General features: G+C 50.1%; 24 protein-coding genes. 11 read left to right on the top strand and 13 right to left on the bottom strand.

The features are described from left to right. Positions 1-222: 222 nt before the first annotated feature. Positions 223-678, bottom strand: coding sequence for a ribonuclease III domain-containing protein (locus H6F76_RS06180; protein ID WP_190506785.1), 456 nt, complete (start codon positions 676-678; stop codon positions 223-225). Between the two features lie 172 nt (positions 679-850). Between H6F76_RS06180 and H6F76_RS06175 the strand changes: the two genes are divergently transcribed. Beyond that, a complete protein-coding gene (locus H6F76_RS06175) occupies positions 851-1,660 on the top strand; it encodes a creatininase family protein (protein ID WP_190507083.1) in 810 nt (269 codons plus the stop codon). 35 nt (positions 1,661-1,695) lie between these two features. Here H6F76_RS06175 and H6F76_RS06170 read toward each other — a convergent pair whose 3' ends face one another. Further along, positions 1,696-2,205, bottom strand: coding sequence for a TIGR02652 family protein (locus H6F76_RS06170; RefSeq protein WP_190450510.1), 510 nt, complete (start codon positions 2,203-2,205; stop codon positions 1,696-1,698). 114 nt (positions 2,206-2,319) lie between these two features. On the opposite strand from H6F76_RS06170, the gene H6F76_RS06165 reads away from it, so the two are divergent. Both H6F76_RS06165 and H6F76_RS06160 read left to right on the top strand, forming a co-directional pair. Beyond that, positions 2,320-2,865, top strand: a complete 546-nt coding sequence (locus tag H6F76_RS06165) for a gamma carbonic anhydrase family protein (RefSeq protein ID WP_190506783.1) — start codon at positions 2,320-2,322, stop codon at positions 2,863-2,865. A gap of 72 nt (positions 2,866-2,937) precedes the next feature. Continuing rightward, on the top strand, positions 2,938-3,060 hold the full coding sequence (locus tag H6F76_RS06160) for a photosystem II protein Y (RefSeq protein WP_190450511.1): 123 nt from the start codon (positions 2,938-2,940) through the stop codon (positions 3,058-3,060). Between the two features lie 128 nt (positions 3,061-3,188). Here the strand turns inward: H6F76_RS06160 and H6F76_RS06155 are convergent, their stop codons facing one another. Next, on the bottom strand, positions 3,189-4,046 hold the full coding sequence (locus H6F76_RS06155; RefSeq protein WP_190506780.1) for a hypothetical protein: 858 nt from the start codon (positions 4,044-4,046) through the stop codon (positions 3,189-3,191). 324 nt (positions 4,047-4,370) lie between these two features. Here H6F76_RS06155 and H6F76_RS06150 point away from each other — a divergent pair, with 324 nt between their 5' ends. Further along, positions 4,371-6,047: a CTP synthase gene (locus H6F76_RS06150; RefSeq protein ID WP_190506778.1), complete on the top strand. Its 1,677-nt coding sequence runs from the start codon at positions 4,371-4,373 to the stop codon at positions 6,045-6,047. A gap of 19 nt (positions 6,048-6,066) precedes the next feature. Here H6F76_RS06150 and H6F76_RS06145 read toward each other — a convergent pair whose 3' ends face one another. The 8 genes from H6F76_RS06145 to H6F76_RS06110 all read right to left on the bottom strand — a co-directional run bounded on the left by H6F76_RS06145 (position 6,067) and on the right by H6F76_RS06110 (position 14,160). Then, positions 6,067-6,918 carry a M48 family metalloprotease gene (locus tag H6F76_RS06145; RefSeq protein WP_199321956.1) on the bottom strand — a complete coding sequence of 284 codons (852 nt, stop codon included), beginning with the start codon at positions 6,916-6,918 and terminating at the stop codon, positions 6,067-6,069. Positions 6,919-7,117: 199 nt separating this feature from the next. Then, the gene (locus H6F76_RS06140) at positions 7,118-8,428 is read right to left on the bottom strand and encodes a Gfo/Idh/MocA family oxidoreductase (RefSeq protein ID WP_190506776.1); all 1,311 of its coding nucleotides are present in this window, start codon (positions 8,426-8,428) and stop codon (positions 7,118-7,120) included. A 42-nt stretch (positions 8,429-8,470) separates the two neighbouring features. Continuing rightward, positions 8,471-9,406: a glycosyltransferase gene (locus H6F76_RS06135; protein ID WP_190506775.1), complete on the bottom strand. Its 936-nt coding sequence runs from the start codon at positions 9,404-9,406 to the stop codon at positions 8,471-8,473. 60 nt (positions 9,407-9,466) lie between these two features. Then, positions 9,467-10,006 carry a dTDP-4-dehydrorhamnose 3,5-epimerase gene (rfbC, locus tag H6F76_RS06130; protein WP_190450516.1) on the bottom strand — a complete coding sequence of 180 codons (540 nt, stop codon included), beginning with the start codon at positions 10,004-10,006 and terminating at the stop codon, positions 9,467-9,469. Next, positions 10,006-11,034 carry an SDR family oxidoreductase gene (locus H6F76_RS06125; protein ID WP_190506773.1) on the bottom strand — a complete coding sequence of 343 codons (1,029 nt, stop codon included), beginning with the start codon at positions 11,032-11,034 and terminating at the stop codon, positions 10,006-10,008. The genes rfbC and H6F76_RS06125 overlap by 1 nt, the downstream gene beginning before the upstream one ends. 22 nt (positions 11,035-11,056) lie before the next feature. Further along, the gene (lhgO, locus tag H6F76_RS06120; RefSeq protein ID WP_190450518.1) at positions 11,057-12,271 is read right to left on the bottom strand and encodes an L-2-hydroxyglutarate oxidase; all 1,215 of its coding nucleotides are present in this window, start codon (positions 12,269-12,271) and stop codon (positions 11,057-11,059) included. A gap of 84 nt (positions 12,272-12,355) precedes the next feature. After that, on the bottom strand, positions 12,356-13,129 hold the full coding sequence (gene rfbF, locus H6F76_RS06115; RefSeq protein ID WP_190450519.1) for a glucose-1-phosphate cytidylyltransferase: 774 nt from the start codon (positions 13,127-13,129) through the stop codon (positions 12,356-12,358). 470 nt (positions 13,130-13,599) lie between these two features. After that, the gene (locus tag H6F76_RS06110) at positions 13,600-14,160 is read right to left on the bottom strand and encodes a helix-turn-helix transcriptional regulator (protein WP_190506771.1); all 561 of its coding nucleotides are present in this window, start codon (positions 14,158-14,160) and stop codon (positions 13,600-13,602) included. A 280-nt stretch (positions 14,161-14,440) separates the two neighbouring features. Here H6F76_RS06110 and ureE point away from each other — a divergent pair, with 280 nt between their 5' ends. The 4 genes from ureE to H6F76_RS06090 all read left to right on the top strand — a co-directional run bounded on the left by ureE (position 14,441) and on the right by H6F76_RS06090 (position 17,663). Next, positions 14,441-14,875, top strand: a complete 435-nt coding sequence (gene ureE / locus H6F76_RS06105; RefSeq protein ID WP_190507081.1) for an urease accessory protein UreE — start codon at positions 14,441-14,443, stop codon at positions 14,873-14,875. A 237-nt stretch (positions 14,876-15,112) separates the two neighbouring features. Continuing rightward, positions 15,113-15,802, top strand: coding sequence for an urease accessory protein UreF (locus H6F76_RS06100; protein WP_190506769.1), 690 nt, complete (start codon positions 15,113-15,115; stop codon positions 15,800-15,802). A gap of 213 nt (positions 15,803-16,015) precedes the next feature. Further along, positions 16,016-16,483 (top strand): pentapeptide repeat-containing protein, encoded by a 468-nt coding sequence (locus H6F76_RS06095; RefSeq protein WP_347275986.1) that lies wholly within the window; start codon positions 16,016-16,018, stop codon positions 16,481-16,483. A 37-nt stretch (positions 16,484-16,520) separates the two neighbouring features. Then, on the top strand, positions 16,521-17,663 hold the full coding sequence (locus H6F76_RS06090; protein ID WP_190507080.1) for a 5-(carboxyamino)imidazole ribonucleotide synthase: 1,143 nt from the start codon (positions 16,521-16,523) through the stop codon (positions 17,661-17,663). Positions 17,664-17,732: 69 nt separating this feature from the next. Here H6F76_RS06090 and H6F76_RS06085 read toward each other — a convergent pair whose 3' ends face one another. Further along, positions 17,733-18,218: a hypothetical protein gene (locus H6F76_RS06085; protein ID WP_190506765.1), complete on the bottom strand. Its 486-nt coding sequence runs from the start codon at positions 18,216-18,218 to the stop codon at positions 17,733-17,735. A gap of 952 nt (positions 18,219-19,170) precedes the next feature. Here H6F76_RS06085 and hisC point away from each other — a divergent pair. After that, positions 19,171-20,220, top strand: coding sequence for a histidinol-phosphate transaminase (gene hisC, locus H6F76_RS06080; protein WP_190506763.1), 1,050 nt, complete (start codon positions 19,171-19,173; stop codon positions 20,218-20,220). 18 nt (positions 20,221-20,238) lie between these two features. On the opposite strand, the gene H6F76_RS06075 is transcribed toward hisC, so the two are convergent. After that, positions 20,239-20,520 carry a hypothetical protein gene (locus H6F76_RS06075; RefSeq protein ID WP_190506761.1) on the bottom strand — a complete coding sequence of 94 codons (282 nt, stop codon included), beginning with the start codon at positions 20,518-20,520 and terminating at the stop codon, positions 20,239-20,241. 214 nt (positions 20,521-20,734) lie between these two features. Here H6F76_RS06075 and hisH point away from each other — a divergent pair, with 214 nt between their 5' ends. Together hisH and rsmD are read left to right on the top strand one after the other, a co-directional pair. Beyond that, positions 20,735-21,379: an imidazole glycerol phosphate synthase subunit HisH gene (gene hisH / locus H6F76_RS06070; RefSeq protein ID WP_190506760.1), complete on the top strand. Its 645-nt coding sequence runs from the start codon at positions 20,735-20,737 to the stop codon at positions 21,377-21,379. After that, on the top strand, positions 21,379-21,924 hold the full coding sequence (rsmD, locus tag H6F76_RS06065) for a 16S rRNA (guanine(966)-N(2))-methyltransferase RsmD (protein WP_190506759.1): 546 nt from the start codon (positions 21,379-21,381) through the stop codon (positions 21,922-21,924). The genes hisH and rsmD overlap by 1 nt, the downstream gene beginning before the upstream one ends. Positions 21,925-21,943 lie beyond the last annotated feature (19 nt).

The raw sequence follows: 21,943 nt of genomic DNA, 5'->3' as shown, positions 1-21,943 counted from the left end.
AAAACGGCTTCTCCCGAACTCACTCACGATAGAGGTAGGAGTTTACTAAAACATGAGTCTACAGGTTGAGGTCGAGGCATCTAAAGGAAGACGTAAGAGCGAGCTTTTTTGCGCTACGTCTGAGCGCCACTTGCACTTTCAGGCCGTGACAGTAACAGCGATCGCCCTCCATAGTCCCTCAGTCGCTAAAGAGAGGAAGCGGTCGCCTGTGCTGGGCAAACGCTACTCGATCGGAAAAACGTCCTTAAAGAGTCGTCGAATAGTTTCCCTGGCAGCGCTAAAGCCACCGTCGAAGTAAATGCCGCCAATGACTGCTTCCAGGCTTTCGGCAAGCACATACGGTTGATCGTAGGCACGCTGCTGCTTTTCGCCAATGCCCAGCTTCAGCACATAGCCAATGCCGATCGCCTGACTAATTCTTGCCAGGTTTTCTTCGCGCTCTAGCTCGATTTTTCTGGTGGTGATGTCTTGTCGCGTGTCGGAGCCTGCCCGAATCAGCAGTTCTGTCAGCACGGTTTTCAGCACGGCATCGCCTAGAGTGCGGTAAATCTCTTGGTCGTCACAGTGCTCATTTTTTTGACGTTGCTCTAACGCATACGCTTTGCGGGTCAACGCTCGCGTCAGAATGCGCTTATCAAAGAAAAAATAGCCGAGTTGTTCTTCGAGGACGGTGGACATTTGGGTTAGAAGGCTAAAGGCAAAGGGCAGAAGGCAGAAGGCAAGAGGCTAAAGACTGAAGGCAAGAGGCTAAAGGCAAAGGCGCTAGTAGTCAGAATGTATGCAAAACTCGAAACTTTTCATCCTTGATAATTTATCCTTTATCCTTTCCCACTTTATCCTTTCCCACATGCTGCACGGTTTTATTCCACCCGATCGCTTCTTTGCTTACCTGACATGGACGGATATTCAGGCAATGCCAGACAAAGACAATGTAGTGATTATCCAGCCTGTTGCCGCGATCGAGCAGCACGGACCGCATTTACCGCTAGCCGTTGATATAGCGATCGGGCAGGCTGTTATTGGCAAAGCCCTACAGCAGCTACCTGTTAGTGTGCCCGCTTATGCGCTGCCATCACTGTACTACGGCAAATCAAACGAACACTGGCATTTTCCAGGAACAATTACGCTGAGTGTCCAAACCTTGATTGCAACGCTGATGGAGGTCGGCGACAGCATCTATCGTGCAGGCTTTCGCAAGCTAGCGTTTGTTAACTCCCACGGAGGGCAGCCGCAGGTGATTGAAGTGGTGGCACGAGATTTGCACCAGCGCTATGAAGATTTTGTCGTGTTGCCGCTGTTTACGTGGCGAGTGCCCAATATGGCAAACGAGGTGCTCACTGCCAAAGAACAGGCGTTAGGCATTCATGCGGGTGATGCCGAAACGAGCCTGCTGCTGTCAATCTTGCCGGAACAGGTGAAGATGGAACGAGCGATCGCAGAGTATCCTCACGGGCTATCGGACGCTAGCTTGCTGAGTATGGAAGGGAACTTGCCGTTTGCCTGGGTAACGCGCGATCTCACCAAAAGCGGTGTTCTGGGCGATCCCACGACGGCTACCAGGGAGAAGGGCGATCGCATACTGGCATCACTTGCGGATGGCTGGGTACAGGCGATCAAAGACATTTATCACTTCCAGCAACCGCAGGCATGGAAGCAATAATTCGGTAGGGACGTTACATGTAACGTCCCTACCATTCATTCAAAGAGCCGAAAATAGGGATACTGAACAGGTGCGCCCGGTTCTTTATCCAAGTCAAAATTAATCACGTCCCAGCAAGGGTTTTCCTTGGGATCGGGACTAAACTCGACGGGTAGCCCATACAGGCGCGGTCGCTGAGAATCTGCCTGCCCCCGCCAGGGCGTGCTGCGCTCTAGATAAGTGCTGATCAAATCTTTGTAGCGTAGAGCAATGATGACGCGGGTGGCGCGATAGCCCTGGGTGTAAAGTCGATCGAGCGCTTCATGAATTTCAAACCGGATGCCGTCTGGGTGAGTATGCTGCCGATACCACTCGTTTTCCCACTGCCGCCAGTGCCGCCCAGATTGCAGATGGACTAATTCGCCTGTTTTAGGGTCTGACTCAAAAGCGCCGTGTCGCTGGCACAAGTAAGTGTCTGTGAGCGTCAACGCCGGAATGGTCTGGCGGCAGTGCGGGCACTGAATCTCCGGTCCAAAGATTGGATATTGCAAACTAAGGTTAATCATCAAGGACGGATATGCCTGTTCTTATGCGTCACTGCCAGTGGCTTTATTATACTCTCTAGGTTGCTGTCGCCCCTAACAGCAATTTTATAAGTCCTTTCTTTACGATCCTTTACTGTGACTAATCAACCCCAACCCTATCCTGCTTTTTGGACTGTTCCAGACTACTCTCAAGCTGCGTTTGTTGCTGCCAACGCAACGGTTATTGGGCAGGTGACGATCGCCGCCGGAGCAAGTATCTGGTACGGAGCCGTTGTGCGCGGTGATGTAGAGGCGATCGTCATCGGCGAGAGTACGAATGTTCAGGATGGCGCAATCTTGCATGGCGATCCTGGTAACCCAACGGTCTTGGAGGATCACGTTACAGTCGGACACCGCGCGGTCATCCACAGTGCTCACGTTGAACGTGGCTGCTTGATTGGCATTGGAGCCATTGTGTTGGATGGTGTGCGAGTTGGTACAGGCAGCATTGTCGGGGCAGGAGCGGTGGTGACAAAGGATGTACCCGCCCGATCGCTCGTTGTTGGCATTCCTGGCAAAGTGCTGCGACAGCTTTCGGATGTAGAAGCAGAAGAACTCATCGACCATGCCAAACGTTACGAAACGTTAGCGCTGGTTCATGCTGGAAAGGGTACTGACTTAGGATTTACGTCTAAGGGCTAGGAAAACGGAGCCTTTTGCGTAAAAATGGAATATGAGAATCATTCAAGAATCTTTAAGAGAGAGGCTCCAGACATGGACTTAGATCTTCGCATAGTGGTTGTGCTGCTTCCCATTGCTGCGGCGGCTGGTTGGGCAGTGTTTAACATTGGTCAAGCTGCCCTTCGGCAGTTTCAAACATTCACTTCTAAAGACTAGACTGGCTTAATCGCTTGAGGTTTAGCAAAAAAGCGATCGTCTTTCTTTAAGAAGGGCGATCGCTTTTTTAAGAAAGAATTTTGGCAAGAGGTTGAGTCGTCAGCCAGTGGATGATAGGAACCAGTAGTTTACGGCTGCTTCCGGTCACCTGTGCGATCGCTAGCAGGTTCGCTGGTGTTTGGCTTTGCTTCCTGTGCAGGTGCTGTGCTAGCAGGCTTCGGCTTGCTCGGCTGTGCCGGCTTGCTTCCAGGCAACGTGCTTCCAGGCGTACTAGCAGGTTGTTTGGGCACGGCTGAACCGCTACCAGGCGTTTGATCACTTTGCACCGTGAAGGAAGCAATGCTTTGCTCAAACATGGCTAGCCGCTGCTGATAGTCGCCCGATCGGGTCGAGTAAGCGACTGTCCACAGCATTGTGCCCTCTTTGATCACGTAAATCAACTGCCGCAGCCCATCTGCTTGAGTGCTAGACGGTACGCTTACTTCTGTTACCAAGCGTCCAGCTGGCTTTTGACCCACCTGCACTGTTTTGCGCTCGATCGTTCGCATTGGAGTCGGCAATGACTTCATTGCTGCATCAAGGTAGGCGTCTACCGTGACCGTTTCTGGCACCTTAACCGCGCTCACGACCACGTTAGTAATGCCGCCACTCACATCAGGCTTTGGATCTACCGCAATTAGCAGGAACGTCTCAGGGTTTTGCTCTACCATGCTGGCAATTTTCTCGTAGTCTGAACCCAGCGATCGAATGCCTTTAATCAACGTCTGCAAGCCTGTCGTGTTAGGGCTACCGCCGCGATAGTTTTCGGGTAGCGATAGCTCAAGTCCGGGTGCCTTAAAGGTTTGCCATTTTTGTGTGAGTCCTGCGGCACCAGCAGGATTCTTCAAGCGAATGCCAGACGTACCCGTAAGTCCACCTGCCCCAGTGGGTTTGGTCGGTGCGGTAGTTTTTGATGGTTTTGCCTGAGCCTGAGCGGGTTGGGGCATTACTACTCCCCCCGGCAATGATCCCAGGCTTAAAAGGAGCAAGCCAACGCTCATCAAAGTTTTTTGCATAATCCTCGATCGCGGTTTTTGTTTAGTGCACTGCTGATGCTTTTGCCTTTAGACACATTATGAATGCAGCTCAACAGTCTATCGAAGTCCCTTACATACAATCAGCAACATAAAAGAGCTTTTCTTATCTGTCCCCACTCCAGCAAGCTCTGAGCCTTCACTCCTCATTCCGCATCCCCCCATCTCTCTTCCTTATGGCAGAATGAGTTGGATACGACACCAGGCAAGTCCCTTACTCTATTTCTTCCCTAACCTATGGCTACTAAGTTTGTTTTTGTAACGGGCGGTGTCGTTTCTAGCATTGGCAAGGGGATTGTAGCAGCTAGTTTAGGGCGCTTGCTCAAGTCGCGGCAGTACTCCGTTTCCATCCTGAAGCTTGATCCCTACATTAACGTTGACCCAGGTACGATGAGTCCCTTTCAACACGGTGAGGTGTTTGTCACCGAAGATGGTGCCGAAACAGATCTCGACTTGGGGCACTACGAACGCTTCACTGATACGTCAATGTCGCGGCTCAACAGTGTGACAACGGGCTCAATCTATCAGGCAGTGCTGAATCGAGAGCGCCGGGGTGATTATGACGGCGGCACTGTGCAGGTAATTCCCCACATCACTAACGAAATTAAGGAACGGGTACGGCGCGTTGCTAAGGACACGAACCCTGATGTTGTCATTACCGAAATCGGCGGAACAGTCGGCGATATTGAGTCGCTGCCGTTTCTCGAAGCGATTCGCCAGTTTCGTAAAGATGTCGGGCGACAAAATGTGCTGTATATGCACGTCACGCTGGTGCCCTGGATCCCTTCCGCAGGGGAAATGAAAACAAAGCCGACTCAGCATTCAGTCAAGGAACTGCGATCGATCGGTATTCAGCCCGATATTCTTGTTTGTCGGAGCGATCGTCCCCTGCCGCCGGGACTCAAGGAAAAGATGTCAGGCTTTTGCGATGTGCCGGCTGAGTGTGTGATTACGTCTCAAGATGCCAGAAGTATCTATGAGGTGCCGCTGAATCTGGAACGTGAAGGGCTGGCGCATCAGGCAATTGAGCTTCTGCAACTGGAGCAGCGTCAGCCCGATTTGACGCAATGGGCAACACTGGTCGATCGTCTGTATAGCCCCAAAAAGACGGTCGAAATTGCGATCGTTGGTAAGTACGTGCGTTTGAGCGATGCGTATTTATCGGTGATGGAAGCACTCCGCCATGCCGCGATCGCGCTTGATAGCGACCTCAACATTCGCTGGGTCAATGCTGAAGCTATTGAAGACGACCATGCCACCAATCATTTAGAAGGCGTTCAGGGCATCATCGTCCCGGGAGGCTTTGGCATTCGGGGCATTGATGGCAAGATTGCGGCGATCGAGTATGCACGGACGCACCAAATTCCGTATCTCGGTCTATGTTTGGGCATGCAGTGTTTGGTCATCGAATGGGCGCGGCATATCGCCAACTTGCCCGATGCCCACAGTGCTGAGTTTTCTACTGAAGCAAGCAATCCTGTGATCAACCTCTTGCCAGAACAGCAAGACGTGATTGACTTAGGCGGCACTATGCGGTTGGGGCTCTACCCTTGCCGTCTGTCGTCCAACACCCTTGCCTTTAAGCTTTATCAAGAAGAGGTCATCTATGAGCGGCATCGCCACCGCTATGAATTCAATAATGCTTACCGGAACCTCTTCACCGAAACAGGCTACACCATCAGCGGCACCTCGCCCGATGGTCGTCTAGTTGAGATCGTCGAATTGTCGAAACATCCGTTTTTCATCGCAACTCAGTTCCATCCTGAGTTTCAATCACGCCCAAGTGCGCCCCATCCACTGTTCAAAGGGTTTGTCCAGGCAGCATTGGCGCTCTCAACGGCTAGTGTAAGCGATGACAACAGCCATGCACAAGCACAGGCGAGCAGCTCAGAGCCAGTGAGTGTAGCGCTGTAAGCCTTATGGAAAGGGTTGCTTAAAGGCGGGCTTGCACCATTTGAGCAAATATCTCACGGTTGTTCTTCAAGTTTCTGGGAAGACCTTGCGGATACGTTTGGGTAATCAATGTTTGTAACCGCTTCACACGATTATCGGGGCTAGGGTGAGTGCTAAAAAAGGCTGGTGGTCGTCCATCTTGCCGCGTGACTCCCAAGCTTTGTATCAGTTGAACAAAGCCTTGCGGGTCATAGCCTGCTTCGGTCATAAACCGTAAGCCCAGTCGATCGCTCTCCAATTCATCATCACGTCCGTAGCGCAGACTCACCAGTTGCTTAACTGTTTGTGCCAGTACTGCCGCTTTGTCCTGGCGATCGTTTGTAGTGGCATTAATAGCAGAGACTGGTAACTGGCTAACCGGGTGCTTTGTTAGATGCTCGGCACCATGACGCGCCACCACATGACCGATTTCGTGACCGAACACGGCTGCCAGTTGTGCTTCAGAGGTTAATTGTCTCAGTAAAGCAACGGTAAGAAAGACCTGCCCTCCCGGTAGTGCAAAAGCATTGATGGCACGCGAGTCACGCAATAGGTGAAACTCAAAGGGATAGGGGGATCGGAATGCGGTCGATCGCTCCACGATCTGCTTACCGACCTGATTGACATACTGCTGAAGCAGAGGGTCAGGATGCAAGCCATTATGTTGAGCCACCATCTGCTGCCGTGCTTCTAGCCCTAATACTATTTCCTGTTGCACCGATAGCTGCACATTTTGCTTCTCGCCTGTAATGGGGTTTTCAGCGGTGCTGCTACAGTAGTTAACCAGCCCAAGCAGAACGATAAGAAGCGCAATACCTAACCGAACGAGCGATCGCACAGCGTTACTCTTCAATGATTCATTGAGAAAAGCACTATTTGACGAAAGGATAGCAGAGGCAGGGCGGACAAGAGTGCTTTGACTAACGCAAAAACCGAGTTTCTTTAAACATTAGACTGTTAAGCCTGACGTTTAGAAACTCGGTTTTCTTCAATGTGCTACTGCGATCGCCTCAAAAGGCTAGGACAGACCAAGCTAGCTGTTGCGATAGCCGTTACACAGTGGCAAAGACTGGGGTAGGAGCAAAGTAAGCATTTTGCTCTGCCCGCAGCTTATCGGAAAGGCGATTTGGCGGCAATTCCACATCGTCATAGGTTAGCGCCCGGTCTTTAGGAAGATCGCGCTTCAGTCGGCAACCCTCTGCCAAACCCATAGGCAAAAGATTCTCCGCCTGCACAACCTCAGAGTTTTCGCACTGTCCATAGGTCATGTAGAAGCCAATGCCATCTAGCGTTTCGCCTGCTTTCAGGTCAATCTTGGCAACGGTAATGACATCGACAACAGGGGCAGCGATCGGAGCCATGACAGCATCATGAAACAACACGACCCGCGCTACGGATAGGGGCACTTCAAAGTGGCAGAGGTGATACGGTGTGTAGAAGCTGTACAGCGGACCTTCACCCAACTTGTAGAGGTTGAGATAGTGCCGCTGCTTGGGATCGTCGTGGGTGCCAAAAACAAAGACACCAGGACCCGGCTTTGCGCCCACTACATAATCGACAATGCCGCCCAGAGATTTGAGTTGGTCAATGTCATACATACTGGTCATTTCATCGACGTGCCCAGAGAAGTCGTAGCCCAACATCCCGCGTTTAGCAACCTTCATCCCCGTTGCGTTAGCCACGATCGCCTGCTCAAAGGAGATTTTGCTACCGTCGGCAAAACTGGTGACCATATGCGCCTGTTGCCCCCACTTCTTGGCAAACCCTTCCTGGGTAGTAGGGTTGCGATACGGGTCTTGCAAGCCTTTGATATTACCACAGAGCAACGGTGTGAGACCAATGCTTTTGACAAAGCGGTAAAGGTTGATCTCGACACCTGGTTGATCGCCATCACAAGCAGAGAGCACTACACCCGCGCGATCGGCATAAACCTTGAGGATGGGTCCGATGGTGCCATCGAGTTCAGCATTCATCAAGACAACGTGCTTCTTGTGAGCGATCGCCTCTAGCACCACTGCGGCACCAAACTCGATCGTGCCCGTGACCTCAATCAGCGCATCAATCCCCTCGGCGCGGCACAGCAACATTGCATCATCCGTTACCGCATACTTACCTTGTGCAACAGAGGCTTCTAAATCAGCAACCGTGTTTACAACCTGGAAGGTTTCGATACCCGCTTCTGTATAGGCACGCTTTGCCCCATCCAAATTACGGTTAAAAATAGCAACCAGCTCCATCCCTGGCACCGAGTTTGCAATCTGGTTTGCAATGCCACGACCCATAAAGCCAGCACCAATCATGCCAACTTTAATGGGCTTTCCTGCTTCGGCACGTGCTTTCAGGGCAGTATCAACAATAAACATGAGTAATCTCCTACAAGAATCTTTTAAGTGGCGCAAATGTTCTTAGTGAACTTGAATTTCCTGCTTATGCTGCGGGACAACGCTAGAACGTTGAGGACTAGTGAAAAAGCTGAAAAGAAAGTGTTTGAGCAGCCCCTGCACCTCTCCAACTTGCCAACCGAAGCTAAATAACCAGTTAGAAAAAGCTGCTCTTTTTGACACAGGAGGCTTGTGTAAGAGATGTTGCAAAAGCGCGAATGTCCTTCTAAAGAGCTCAAGCTTGCCCATCCCAACCCCATACCGCTTCCGAATTAATGGGTTGTCTTCACCCCATCGGCGCGCTTGACGATAAATATCGCGCCATGTATGACGAATGCGATAGTGAACGACAATCTGAGGCGCGAAGTGGAGCGGAATACCTGCAAGTTGCACTCTAAAGGAATAGTCCATATCCCAAGCGCAGGGGAAGGAGGTATCAAACTCGCCGACTGTTTCGTAGACAGAGCGTTTCATACCCAAATTACAGCCATAGGCAAAAGAAAGATAAGGCTTGTGCTTTACCACTATAAGTGCCTCTGATTGAGCCCCATTGCCATTAGCTTCAAGAATCCAGGGTTCGTTCAGCCGGGTGTACTCCAAAGCACCAGCTACGCATTGGTGTTGAGCAAGCGCTTCTGCCATTTGAGCTAACCAGTCTGTTGCAACTTCGTCATCTGCCTCACAGAAGGCTACAGCATCACCGTCTGCCGCCTGAACACCAGTGTTATAAGAGTGAGCAACGCCTAGTCTCGGACCAGGAGGTGTGTAAGCATTGACAATGCGTAGGTGTGGTAGGCGATCGCGGTAGCCCTCAACAATTTCCATTGAATGGTCAGTTGAGCCATTGTTAACGACAATGAGTTCCCAAGTTCCACCCCACTGTTGTTTTGCCAGTGACTCAAGTTGAACCGCGATCGTCTTCTCACCGTTGTAGCAGGGCAAAATTACACTTAGCTTCATGCCTTTCCTTCTGAAGAAAACAGTGTCCTGAAGGCAAATAATGCATTTTAGCCTTTTCGCCTAGGCTGGAACCGCTTCAAATAAGGACCAGGCAGCATCCTTTTCAGAAATGACCGTTACGGGAAGGGGCCATTCGATACCGAAGGCAGGATCGTCATAGCGCAAGCCGCGCTCGTAGCCGGGAGTGTAAAACTCACCCACTTGATACACGACTTCGGCATCGTCGGTGAGCGCTTGATAACCGTGGGCAAATAGTTCTGGCACATAAAGCGCCCGTCGATTTTCTGCCGTCAATTCCACGCCAATGTGCTGTCTGTAAGTGGGAGACTCAGGACGCATATCAATGATGACATCGTAGATAGCGCCCTTTGTGCAGCGGACTAGCTTGGTTTCGCAGGCGGGTGCAACCTGATAGTGCATCCCTCTCAGCGTGCCTGCCTTGTAGTTAAAGGACAGATTGCATTGAGCAACAGTTGGCTTCAGTCCGTGGTCTTCAAATTCTTTGGCGCAGAAGGTGCGGGCAAAACCACCGCGATCGTCGTTACGCAGCTCCAAATCAAGAATAAATGCGCCTTTTAGCTTCGTTTCTGTGAATTTCATTACTTGCTCCAAAAGAAGTCTTTGTCAATTTGTTGGGTGCGAATCAGGTACTCAAGCTGTTTCAAACGAGTAAAGCCGCGTGACTCAAAGACTTCTTTCGTCATATCAATGCGGGTAAATAGATCGAAAAGCTGCTGGGCACCACGTTCGGCATTCCAATCGCACTTAAAGCCTGGTAGTTGCGTATTGATTTTCTCGAAGGAAACGCGATAGCTGCGGTTGTCAGAGCCGCTATCGCCAAAGCTTAATTGACAGCCTTCAAACACGCTGGCAATGATTTCGGCAATTTCTTTGACTCGGTAGTTATTAGTCGTATCACCAACGTTAAACACCTGATTGTGCACAATGTCGCGGGGTGCTTCTAAGGCACAGGCGATCGACTTGGCAATATCTAGCGCGTGCACCAGCGGTCGCCAAGGTGTGCCGTCGCTAATCATTTTAATTTCTTTCGTCGTCCAGGCAAGACCAGCCAAATTGTTCAGCACAATGTCAAAGCGCATCCGGGGAGAAGCACCAAAGGCAGTAGCATTCCGCATGAACGTGGGCGAAAAGTTGTCATCCGCGAGTGGCTTCAAATCCCGCTCTACAAGCGTTTTGCATTCAGCATACGCAGTCTGAGGATTAACAGGCGTTTCTTCAGTGGTCAGACCGTCGCCGCTAGCAACGCCATACACACTACACGAAGACATATAGACAAAGCGCCGTACACCCGCTGCTTTTGCCAGTTCAGCCAGCCGCACCGAACCTTTATGGTTGATGTCATAGGTAATAGTTGGCGACAGTTGTCCCGTTGGGTCGTTGGACAGTTCCGCCATGTGAACGATCGCTTCAATACCCGCCAAATCTTCAACGGTAATGTGGCGAATATCTTTGTTAAGGGTTTTAGCCGTTAAGTCTGTGCCATTGTAAAGCCAGCCAACTTTATAGTAGCCAGTATCAACCGCTGTGATTTCATGCCCACGCTCCATCAAGAGGGGAGCCAAGAGTGAACCAAGATACCCTTCTGTTCCAGTAACCAGTACTTTCATTGCTTCTTCCTAGTAATCAATGCTAAACGTTGACGGTGGTGCGTAAGTGCTGTGGCGCGGGGATTTGCGCAACAATGGCTTTGCCAATTTCAATGGATGAGGTTGCTGCAGGAGAGGGCGCGTTGCAAACGTGAACAGACTGCTGACCTTTGATAATCAGAAAATCATCAACCAACTTACCATCGTTCATGAGTGCCTGTGCCCGAACGCCTGCATGAGTAGGCACAACATCCGCCGCTTGCACTTCTGGGATTAAACGCTGCAAGCTATGGACAAAGGCTGCTTTGCTAAAAGAACGAATGATCTCTTTAATCCCTTCATCAGCGTGCTTGGCAGCCAATTTCCAAAAGGCAGGGTAGGTCATCACTTCAGCAAAGTCACCCAGGTCAAAGTCGGTCTTTTTGTACCCTTCGCGTTTGAGACTCAGCACTGCATTGGGACCAGCATGGACGCTGCCGTCAATCATGCGGGTAAAGTGAACGCCTAGAAACGGGAAGTCAGGGTTTGGAACAGGGTAGATGAGACCTTTAACCAAGTAGCGTTTTTCGGGAGTCAGCTCGTAGTACTCCCCTCGGAAGGGCACAATTTTTGCCTTCGGGTCAACGTTACCAAGTTTGGCAATACGATCGCTGTGTAAGCCTGCACAGTTAATCACAAACTGCGTTTCAAAGGTGCCTTGATTAGTTTCAAGTACTTGACCAGTCGCCGTTTCAACAATCTTTAGAACTTTAGTGTTAAGTCGTAAATCGCCACCGCTCAGTTGAATGAGTTCAGCGTATTTTTGACAGACTTTTTTGTAGTCAGCAATGCCTGTAGAAAAAACCTGTACTCCGGCAATGCAGTTAACATGCGGCTCAATTTCACGCACTGCTTCAGCAGTCAGGCGAGCGACTTTAATATCATTCTGCAAGCCGCGCTGATAAAGATTCTCCAGCAACGGTAACTCTTTCTCTTCTGTGGCAACAATGACTTTGCCGCAGACTTCGTAGGGGATGTCATGTTCCTGGCAAAAGGCAACCATTGACTGGGCACCTGCACGGCAAAACGTTGCCTTAAAGCTGCCTGGTTTGTAATACAACCCAGAGTGGATTACGCCACTATTGTTACCAGTTTGATGAAAAGCCCAGCGACTTTCTTTCTCAAGCACCAATATCTTTGCATCTGGGTAGCGCTGACTCAAGGCGACACCCGTAGAAAGACCGACGATGCCACCACCGACGATCGCAAAATCGTACATAAATTCTTGTCCCTGCTTAAGTGATAGCTAAACCCTTATCTCGCCAACGCTGCTAGCAAAGCAGTCGTATTTCCACCAAACTTTCTACCAAACTTTCCAGGGTGCTTTCCCTTCTTTCCATAGCTCGTCGAGATACATTTTGTCTTTAAGCGTGTCCATTGGTTGCCAAAAACCGCTGTGTCTAAAGGCACTAAGCTTACCAGCCTGAGCGATCTTTTGCAGAGGCTCATGTTCCCACATCACAGAGTCATCAGTAATGTAGTCAATCACTTCTGGTTCGAGAACAAAATAGCCACCGTTAATCCAGGCACCATCGCCACCTGGCTTCTCATGAAATTGATTAATTTTGGTTTGTTCTTTTGACAGTGAAATCGCACCAAACCGTCCGGGAGGCTGTACGGCGGTAAGGGTTGCTGACACACCTTCTGCTTTATGAAAGGCAACTAATTCAGTGATGTTGACGTTACTTACCCCATCACCATAGGTAAAACAGAAGGTTTCATTGCCGACGTGCTCTTGCACACGCTTCAGCCGTCCACCTGTCATCGTATTTTCACCAGTATCAACTAGCGTGACGCGCCAGGGTTCAGCTTTACCGGCATGAATGTTCATTTGATTAAAGCGCATATCAAAGGTGACATCTGACATACGCAAAAAGTAGTTTGCAAAAAACTCTTTGATAACGTAACCTTTGTAGCCGCAGCAAATGACGAAATCATTGATTCCGTGGGCAGAGTAGGTCTTCATAATGTGCCAAAGAATGGGTTGTCCACCCACTTCAACCATTGGTTTTGGCTTAATAGTCGTTTCTTCACTCAATCGTGTACCCAAGCCGCCTGCCAAGATTACTGCTTTCATGCAACCACCTTTTGAAAGTTTGCGACGAACTGACCCGTGCTCATAGATTGAATAGTAATCCTAGCGTTTAATGATTTCAGTAAAGGTATGGTAATTTCGATGACTGCTCTATGAAGGAAATACAAAGATGTCCGTTTATCTACGGAGTATTCCTATCTGTGGCGGCTTTAGTCATGCAGCTAGATGAAGTTACTAACGTAGTTAGTGATTTCGGTAAAGGTATGATAATTTCAATGGCTGCTCTATAAGGGCAATCAAAAGATCTTCGCTTACCTACGGAGTATATCTATCCGTACCAGATCTAGTAAATATAGCCATGATGAAGCTACTAGTATAAGCTGATAGAGTGTGAGCGTATAGCTCCATCTTTTGACTGTTAGTCTTCAGCTTCAAAACCCCTACAGTCTGTTGCCATAAGTAAGCGAAAAATTAGCTAAAGAACCTGCCAGTCTTTAAGCTCTCTAGTTGCTTCAATCTGCAATCGCCATTACCATCTGACGCTTGGCGTGAATGTTTTTCATGTGTTTCTTCACCGTATTATGGGTGATGTAAAGCTCTGCAGCGATCGCTTTGTAGGAGTAGCCAGCACGGTAACGCAGCCAGACTTCCAGTTCACGGGGGGTGAGTCCGTAACGCTGCCCTTCACCGATCGCCGCCTGCTGCACAGACTGAAGCCGATCTTCTAGCGTGATCAGTAAGCAAGGGCGCTGAAAGCGTTCAAGGGTCAGCCATTGTGCTCGTACACGATAGGAGTCCGCTTGACCTGTAGTGATTTCATCTTCGATCGTCAATGCTTTATTGGGATAAAGATTAAGGCTGCCGATCAGGCACTGACACGCTCGCCAGATTTCTTGAGGCACGCGATCGGACTGGGCGATGCCTTTTGTGAGTTGATCGCAAATGTGGCGAGCGCGATCATTTGCGTGTATCCACTCACCTTGTTCAGACAAAATCAAGACGCCATCAATAAAGCCTTCCAGTACAGCTTGAAGCAATGAGGGTTGTTTTGTAATCGCAATGACGGTATCCATCGTGAGTTCATTGGGGGCTAAAGGAACAGCTCATGCGAAGGCTACGCACTCAGCCTCAGGTACGCGATCGCAACTAACGGTGAAGCCGTTTAGCTGCCACTGGTGATGAGATGAGCTAAGCACTTAACAGAGGTGCGAACTTTGTTTAACTTCCTTGAAAAATCAGCCCGTTTCGGAAGCGGGGACGATCGCTTCATAAAAGTACGTTGAATACATTAAGCTTTGGTTGAGACGCTCTAGACCCGCTATGCCAGACGCAAGGACGTTAGCTGAAGCCGTGATTACAACGCTGACACAACGCTTAACGGTAAGTCCACAAGCAGCGGTTGCCCTTACCCTCGCTTTAACAGCCGAGGAACGAACGCGATCGCGCTACCGCTTTGAAAGCCTGGATGGACAGTCGGTTTATCTTCAGTTACCCAGGGGTACTGTGCTACGCGATGGCGATTTTTTGCAGTCTGACGATGGCTTTGTAGTGCAGGTGAGCGCCAAACCAGAACCTGTTTTAACCGTCACGGCTGAGAGTGAACTGCCGTTGCTGCAAGCGGCATATCATCTCGGCAACCGCCACGTACCGCTAGAGATTATGCCAACTTATTTGCGACTGTCTCCTGATCCTGTCTTGCGCGCTTTATTAGAGCATCGAGGTCTGCACGTTGTTGAAGAAGTTCAGCCATTTCATCCAGAGGCGGGGGCTTATGGGCATGGGCATTAAGGGAGGAGAAGAGTGAGGAGGTGAAAGAGTGAAAGAGTGGAAGAGTCGTATTTTGTGCCGCTTCGTTAGAGGTTTTTGATTGCGTTTTGTCAGCTAGTTACTTACGTTTTGTCAGTTAATTACTGATCACTGAAAGCTGAAAACTGACTGCTCATAGAAGGGTTTTGATTGCGTTTTATCGGTTGGTCACTGAATCGCTGAAAGCTGACTGCTGAAAGCGCATGGAAGGATAGAGAAATGGAAAAAAACAATCATCAGGGTGCATTGCTGCGGTTGTTGCAGTTAGCGAGTCCGGCGTTGCCAGTTGGTGCTTACAGCTATTCTGAAGGACTTGAGGCGTTAGCTGAGGCTGGCAGATTGAGCGATCGCGATGCGCTTGAAAGCTGGCTAGTGCAGGAGCTTCGGTATGGTGCTATTCGTGTTGAAACGGCGGTCATGGTACGTGCCTATAGAGCGTGTCAGCTAGACGATTGGGATGCTTTGGGCGACTGGAATCGCTGGCTATCGGCAGCGCGTGAGACGGAGGAGTTGCGACACCAAAGTTTGCAGATGGGGCGATCGCTCTTGCGGCTGTTGCAAGATTTGCACCTTGTAGAGCTACCGCAAAGTATTGTTTTACAAAAAGATGGCTGCCATTTTGCGATCGCCTTTGCCCTTGCAGCGGTACGATGGCAGATTGACCTGCCTTCAGCCATGCTGGGCTATTTGCATAGTTGGGCAAGTAATCTGGTCAATGTCGGTGTCAAGCTGATTCCACTGGGGCAAACAACCGGACAGCAGTTACTATTGCAGCTTCAGCCTGCGATCGAAGATGCCGTTGAGGCGGTTTTGCTGCTGCAAGATGACGACTTAGGCAGTTGCAGTTGGGGATTAGCCTTGGCAAGCATGGCGCATGAAACTCAGTACAGCCGCTTATTTCGGAGCTAGATAGTCAAAAAGTCAGCAATTAGCGGTCAGCGGTCAGCATGGCATTTAACGCTAAAAGCTGAAGGCTAGAAGCTGAAAGCTAACCCAGAGTATTGATAAAGCAAAGGCGATCGCTTCACTTCTGACTACACTAAGAGATGTCGTTTCCATGCTGTGCGAATGCTGATAAATCGCTTTTTTGTCGTGCTGTTCGCGTTGTTGCTGACATTCGGTATGGTTTCGGTGCCAGCACAGGCGGTTACAGGTGCCAAATACTCTTCTCAATATACGCCGCCGCCTTCTTACAGCAATGCTGAACTAGCAGGCAAAGATTTCTCTGGGCAATCGTTGCGAGTGGCAGAGTTCTCGAACGCCAATCTCAACCGCACGAATTTTGCTCATGCAGATCTGGCTGGGGCGGTCTTTAGCGCTTCGACGATGACGGAAACGAACCTACACGGTGCTGATTTGACTCAGGCAATGCTGGATCAGGTGAAGCTATCGCGGGTTGATCTCAGCGATGCCGTTTTGGTGAATACGATGATGCTCCGAACCGTTTTTGAAGCGGTGAATATCGACGGTACTGACTTCAGTGACGCAATTTTAGACAAAGTGCAGATTCGAGAATTGTGCGGCATGGCAAGTGGGGTGAATTCTAAAACGGGTGTGGAGACGCGGGAGTCGTTAGGGTGCAGGGAATAAAGAAGAGGGATTGAGGGATGAGGGATGAGGGATGGTGATTAAACGTGTGGGTGTGATCGGTGGTGGGCAACTTGCCTGGATGATGGCAGGCGCAGCCGCTAAACTGGGTGTTGAATTGGTGGTGCAAACACCGTCTCGTGATGATCCAGCGGTAAGTATTGCGGCAGGGGTGGTTCTGGGGGCGATCGATGATGCAACGGCGACGGCACAACTGGCGGCTCAATGCGATGTCATCACCTTTGAAAATGAGTTTGTCAATCTGGAAGCACTTTCACAACTGGTAGCGCAAGGAGTCTGCTTTCGACCAGGGTTGGAGTCGCTAAAGCCACTGCTGGATAAGTATCATCAGCGCTGTTATTTACAGAAATTAGGTCTGCCAACGCCTCAGTTTGCGGCTTGGGATAACACCTGGCAGCAAGCGCTAAAAGAACGCGATCAAAACGTCCCGGTCTCTTTTCCGTTTGTGCTAAAAACCCGTCGGCATGGGTATGACGGTCAAGGCACGTTCATTATTAAGGATGCCCAGGCATTGAATGCGGCGCTGGCGCAGTTGGAGGACTCTCAGTTATTGGTAGAGGCGTTTGTGCCGTTTGAGCGGGAATTGGCAGCGATCGCCGCTCGTTCCACTACAGGCGAGATTGTTGTCTATCCGATCGTCGAAACACAGCAGGAGCAGCAAGTATGTCAGCGTGTCTTTGCGCCTGCCAAGCTGAGTGCGGTGATCGCTGTAGAAGTGGAAGCGATCGTCCAGACGCTACTCGATAGCTTGCAAGTGGTTGGCGTGTTTGGCATTGAGTTCTTTCTCACTGCTGATAGCAAGGTGTTGGTAAACGAGATTGCGCCACGCACGCACAACTCAGGGCACTTCACGCTGGATGCGTGCGAAACATCTCAATTTGAGCAACAGTTGCGATCGGTCTGTGGTTTGCCGTTAGGTAGCCCAGCTATGCAGTCGCCTGGAGCCGTCATGGTCAACCTTCTGGGCTATGAGCAGTCTCAAAGTGACTATCAAGCTAAGCGACAGCAGCTAGCCGCGATGCCGAAGTCTCATTTGCACTGGTACGGCAAAAAGGAATCTCGTCCAGGGCGCAAGCTAGGGCACATTACGGTGCTGCTGGAAGACGCACAGCAAGGAGAGGTGATCGCGAGTACGATCGAAGCCATCTGGTATGGCAGCTAAACGTTAGCAGCTAGTGCAGCCCTAATAGATAGCAGCTTGCGGGCTGTCAAACCGATTAGGCTTTTACCTTCAGCCCTCATCACTGATGTGTCCATTAGAGGTCGATTTTGGCTGGTTTAGCGACTGACATTGGGCGATCGCGGCGTTGTGGGCTGCGAGATACTCTTTGCCGCCCAGCATCAAATCGCCATAGTATTCGTAGGGAGCCTTGCCATAGATTGGTAGTGGATCGTCGTCGGGATAGTCTTCCTTCGCTTCTTCGATCGCGGCTTTCAACTGTTTCACCGTGAGGCGTTGAGCAGGAAAGTAGTGGAGTGCGGTAGCGGGGCGGTTAAAGTGCGGCAGCGACGGGTCAACGATGCAATCCTCCAGTTCCAGCCAACTGTGCTCGATCGGCTTGTGTGGCTGCCCGGACACGGCTACAAATCCCTGTACGTAGATTGCGCCTTTTGTTGCCAGTGCAGCACGGTAGGCATTGTCAAACGGTGCTTTGGCTTTGCTTTTGATGCTAGTAGACAGCGCTATCGACTGCTCTGCATCCAACGGTTTGTTCATGACGATCGTCTAGAGTCCACTGCTCTAAACAATAGCGCTTCCGTTGAGGTGCCGTCGAATCGTTGCACTATCTGCTCTTGTGAGACCTGTAACTCTTGTCATAACGGTGCTGTTGCCTGCTCCACAGGGCTCATCCCCCCTTGTCCACTTCAACATCTGTCACAAGAGGTATAGCAAACGTAGGCTAGTAGCGAGATTATGAATATGTGAGGAGTACGAATCGAATACAGAAAGCCCCTGAAGTCGAAACACGGCAAGACGCTCAGGGGCTTTTTGTTGCTTGCCTAAATCGTTGGATTGTCACAATACTTTTTGGTTGTCAGTGCTGTAATCCTTGCTCTAATTGTGCTGTCGTCTGCTTTACACACGTAATTCACACTTGCCCATCTCAACATCTGTCACATGAGATATAGCAAGCGTAGATTGGTAGCGAGATTATAGATGTGTGAGGAGTACGAATCGAATACAGAAAGCCCCTGAAGTCGAAACACGGCAAGACGTTCAGGGGCTTTTTGCTGCTTGTTTGAAGTGATCGTGCTGCAAAAGACTACCGCAAGGAAGAAATCTGTGGTATATTCGCAAGTGTGTGAGGAGTACGAATCGAATACAGAAAGCCCCTGAAGTCGAAACACGGCAAGACGTTCAGGGGCTTTTTGCTGTTTGTCTAGGAGCTTTGGGCAAACAGCAGGCTTTGAGCAAAGAGTTATGATCTTCTAAACTTAAGTCCACTAAACTAAGTTCACATACTGACGAGTAAGGTTCAATGCGCGATCCAAACGAGAACATTGTCAAGATTGATCCCGGAACGCTACTTGCGATCGTGGCTGCGCTTATTCTTGTGCCGCTGCTGGTAACAGGGTTTCTCTCGCAGTGATGTCCAACGTCACCATAAGCTAAAGCACTTATCTAAAGCCTTTGTCGAACGCATTTGCCTGAACCTATCCCTAGAGCCGTGACTACCTACTTCCGCCCCGCCATTGATGCGATGACTGGCTATGTGCCAGGTGAGCAGCCAAAGTCTGACACACCCATCATTAAACTAAATACCAACGAGAATCCTTATCCGCCCTCCCCAGCAGCGATCGCAGCGTTGCAAACGCTTAAGGCTGAGTCGCTGCGACGGTATCCTGATCCCTACGCCAATGAGTTTCGGCAGGCGATCAGTGAAGCGCTCGGCGTGCCGATGGACTGGATTATTGTGGGCAACGGCAGTGACGATATCTTGAATATCATCATTCGTGCGTGCGCTGAAACTGAGCGTAAAGTAGTTTATCCGGTACCGACTTATGTGCTGTATCGCACCTTAACTGCAATGCAGCCAGCGGACACGATCGAGATTCCCTACGGAGACGACTATCGCTTGCCGATCGCGGAACTCATTGCTGCGAATGGTGCCGTTACCTTTATTGCGTCGCCCAACAGCCCCTCTGGTCATGTGGTGTCGATCGCTGAACTACGCCAACTAGCGGCAGGGCTTACGGGTGTTCTGGTGGTTGATGAGGCATATGTTGACTTTGCCGAAGAAACTGCATTGCCGCTGGTGCATGAATTTGATCATGTGATCGTAACGCGCACGTTATCTAAAGGGTACTCACTAGCAGGGCTACGACTCGGTTTTGGCATCGCTAATCCAACGCTGTTGAGTGGCTTGTTTAAAGTTAAAGACAGCTACAACATTGATGCGATCGCGGGGTTAGTAGGTGCTGCTGCTATGCGCGATCAGGCGTACAAAAATGAGTGTGCTGCCAAAGTCAAAACTTCGCGGGCAGCGCTGGCGATTGCGCTTAAGCAATTGGGCTTCCGCCTGTGGGATTCGCAAGCTAACTTTTTGCTGGTACAGCCGCCCCAAAGCAATGCTGAACAAATCTATTTAGCACTTAAAGAGCGCGGTATTTTAGTGCGCTACTTCCATCAAGCTGGTTTAAGCGACAAGTTGCGGATTACCGTTGGCACGGACGAGCAAAACCAGGTGTTGGTGGAAGCGCTAATCCATTTGGTGTAGCAGTCCGCTGACGTAAATTCAGCCTGGTTCTGTATCATCATCCTGGCTGGCTGTTGTCTCCTCGTTCTCTGCCATCGCTTCTTGCACAAAGATTCTAGCAAGGCGATCGTACATACCTGCGCCAATGTATTGCGGGTACTTGTGCAAGCGGCTGTAGACCCATACCAGATCGTCAAACAGAAAAATGCGAATGTCTTCGGTCAGACTTTTGCATTCAGGTATCAGCGCTTTGGCTGTGTTAAGGGCATCCGTCCAGCGCTCGAACGTCTGCGAAAATCTTGGCGTGACAACTTTGAACATAGAGCGGGAATCGGGAGTTGGGATTAGGGAGTCGGGGGTTAGAAATCAGGAGTCAGGAGTCAGTGAGGAAAGGGCTAGAACGATGGGTCTCAAATTGAGGTGCGTATTTCTCTTAGAGAAAGTTTTTTAAGCGGTTGTGTTTTGACCGATCGTGTAGACAACAGTGCTTGCAGACTACAATTCTAGAGAGTGAACGTGTGTAAAGGTAAGAAAAATGCCAACGATCGCAGTGGTGGACTACGACATGGGCAACCTGCATTCTGCCTGTAAGGGGCTAGAAAAAGCAGGCGCAACTCCCATCATTACCGATTCTCCTGCTGCTCTGGATCAGGCAGAGGCGATCGTACTGCCCGGTGTTGGCTCGTTTGACCCAGCCGTACAACATTTGCGTTCACGCCAGTTAGAAGCGCCGATCAAACGGGCGATCGCTAGTGGCAAACCGTTTCTAGGCATTTGCTTAGGGCTGCAAATTTTGTTTGAGGCGAGTGAAGAAGGGAAAGAACCTGGTTTAGGCATCGTTGCCGGTACCGTCAAACGCTTTCGCCACGAACCCGGCATTACAGTTCCTCACATGGGTTGGAATCAATTGGAGTTAGCACAACCCAATTCTCCACTCTGGCAAGACCTTCCTATAGATCCGTGGGTCTATTTTGTGCACTCGTACTACGTCGATCCCAGTGATCCAAAAGCGCGTGCAGCAACGATTACACACGGCAGTCAAACAGTGACAGCCGCGATCGCCCAAAATAATCTCATGGCAGTTCAATTTCACCCTGAAAAATCTTCGACTGCTGGTCTACAGATTTTGGCAAATTTCGTTAATTTGGTACAGGCAAGGCAGGTTGTGACGGCATCCTAATGAGCTTGAGAATTTACGGCAATCGTCAGCTTAAGACCCTGCCAGGACAAGAGACGCGACCCACCTTAGCAATGGTGCGATCGGCATTGTTCAATATCTGGCAGGGCACGATCGCGGGCTGTCGCTGGCTCGATTTGTGTGCAGGCAGTGGTGCAATGGGTGCAGAAGCGCTTTGTCGCGGTGCAGCAGTGGTTGTGGGCATTGAGCTATCCACTCGCGCTAACGCTATCATTCGGCAAAACTGGCAGCAAGTGGCGAAGGATACGCAAACATTTCAAGTGCTGCGGGGTGATGTCAGGCAGCGCATCAAGTCATTAGAGGGTCAGCAGTTTGATCGTATTTACTTTGATCCGCCCTACCACAGTGATTTGTATGAACCAGTTATTGAGTCGATCGCGCACCTTCAATTACTAGCACCGAACGGTGAATTAGCAGTAGAACACAGCCCTTATCGCTTCAGCGTTCTCACACCTTCCATCTTAGAAATATGCCGTCAAAAAGTGTATGGCAACACAGCCCTTACCTTTTATCAAACGATTAGTTAAATGCTGCTACAACCGTCTT

Source organism: Leptolyngbya sp. FACHB-321 (assembly GCF_014695975.1).
Taxonomy (GTDB): Bacteria; Cyanobacteriota; Cyanobacteriia; order Leptolyngbyales; family Leptolyngbyaceae; genus Stenomitos.
This window is presented reverse-complemented; position numbering and strand designations above follow the sequence as displayed.

What these genes read in the sequence shown, in the direction of transcription:
- H6F76_RS06095 (WP_347275986.1), top strand. Translation starts at nt 16,016, where the DNA reads ATGGTTTCGGTGCCAGCACAGGCGGTTACAGGTGCCAAATACTCTTCT.
- H6F76_RS06075 (WP_190506761.1), bottom strand. Translation starts at nt 20,520, where the DNA reads ATGTTCAAAGTTGTCACGCCAAGATTTTCGCAGACGTTCGAGCGCTGG.
- H6F76_RS06140 (WP_190506776.1), bottom strand. Translation starts at nt 8,428, where the DNA reads ATGTTTATTGTTGATACTGCCCTGAAAGCACGTGCCGAAGCAGGAAAG.
- rfbF (WP_190450519.1), bottom strand. Translation starts at nt 13,129, where the DNA reads ATGAAAGCAGTAATCTTGGCAGGCGGCTTGGGTACACGATTGAGTGAA.
- H6F76_RS06170 (WP_190450510.1), bottom strand. Translation starts at nt 2,205, where the DNA reads ATGATTAACCTTAGTTTGCAATATCCAATCTTTGGACCGGAGATTCAG.
- H6F76_RS06085 (WP_190506765.1), bottom strand. Translation starts at nt 18,218, where the DNA reads ATGAACAAACCGTTGGATGCAGAGCAGTCGATAGCGCTGTCTACTAGC.
- H6F76_RS06135 (WP_190506775.1), bottom strand. Translation starts at nt 9,406, where the DNA reads ATGAAGCTAAGTGTAATTTTGCCCTGCTACAACGGTGAGAAGACGATC.
- H6F76_RS06155 (WP_190506780.1), bottom strand. Translation starts at nt 4,046, where the DNA reads ATGCCCCAACCCGCTCAGGCTCAGGCAAAACCATCAAAAACTACCGCA.
- H6F76_RS06180 (WP_190506785.1), bottom strand. Translation starts at nt 678, where the DNA reads ATGTCCACCGTCCTCGAAGAACAACTCGGCTATTTTTTCTTTGATAAG.
- H6F76_RS06160 (WP_190450511.1), top strand. Translation starts at nt 2,938, where the DNA reads ATGGACTTAGATCTTCGCATAGTGGTTGTGCTGCTTCCCATTGCTGCG.
- lhgO (WP_190450518.1), bottom strand. Translation starts at nt 12,271, where the DNA reads ATGTACGATTTTGCGATCGTCGGTGGTGGCATCGTCGGTCTTTCTACG.
- rfbC (WP_190450516.1), bottom strand. Translation starts at nt 10,006, where the DNA reads ATGAAATTCACAGAAACGAAGCTAAAAGGCGCATTTATTCTTGATTTG.
- H6F76_RS06110 (WP_190506771.1), bottom strand. Translation starts at nt 14,160, where the DNA reads ATGGATACCGTCATTGCGATTACAAAACAACCCTCATTGCTTCAAGCT.
- rsmD (WP_190506759.1), top strand. Translation starts at nt 21,379, where the DNA reads ATGAGCTTGAGAATTTACGGCAATCGTCAGCTTAAGACCCTGCCAGGA.
- hisH (WP_190506760.1), top strand. Translation starts at nt 20,735, where the DNA reads ATGCCAACGATCGCAGTGGTGGACTACGACATGGGCAACCTGCATTCT.
- H6F76_RS06150 (WP_190506778.1), top strand. Translation starts at nt 4,371, where the DNA reads ATGGCTACTAAGTTTGTTTTTGTAACGGGCGGTGTCGTTTCTAGCATT.
- H6F76_RS06100 (WP_190506769.1), top strand. Translation starts at nt 15,113, where the DNA reads ATGGAAAAAAACAATCATCAGGGTGCATTGCTGCGGTTGTTGCAGTTA.
- H6F76_RS06125 (WP_190506773.1), bottom strand. Translation starts at nt 11,034, where the DNA reads ATGAAAGTACTGGTTACTGGAACAGAAGGGTATCTTGGTTCACTCTTG.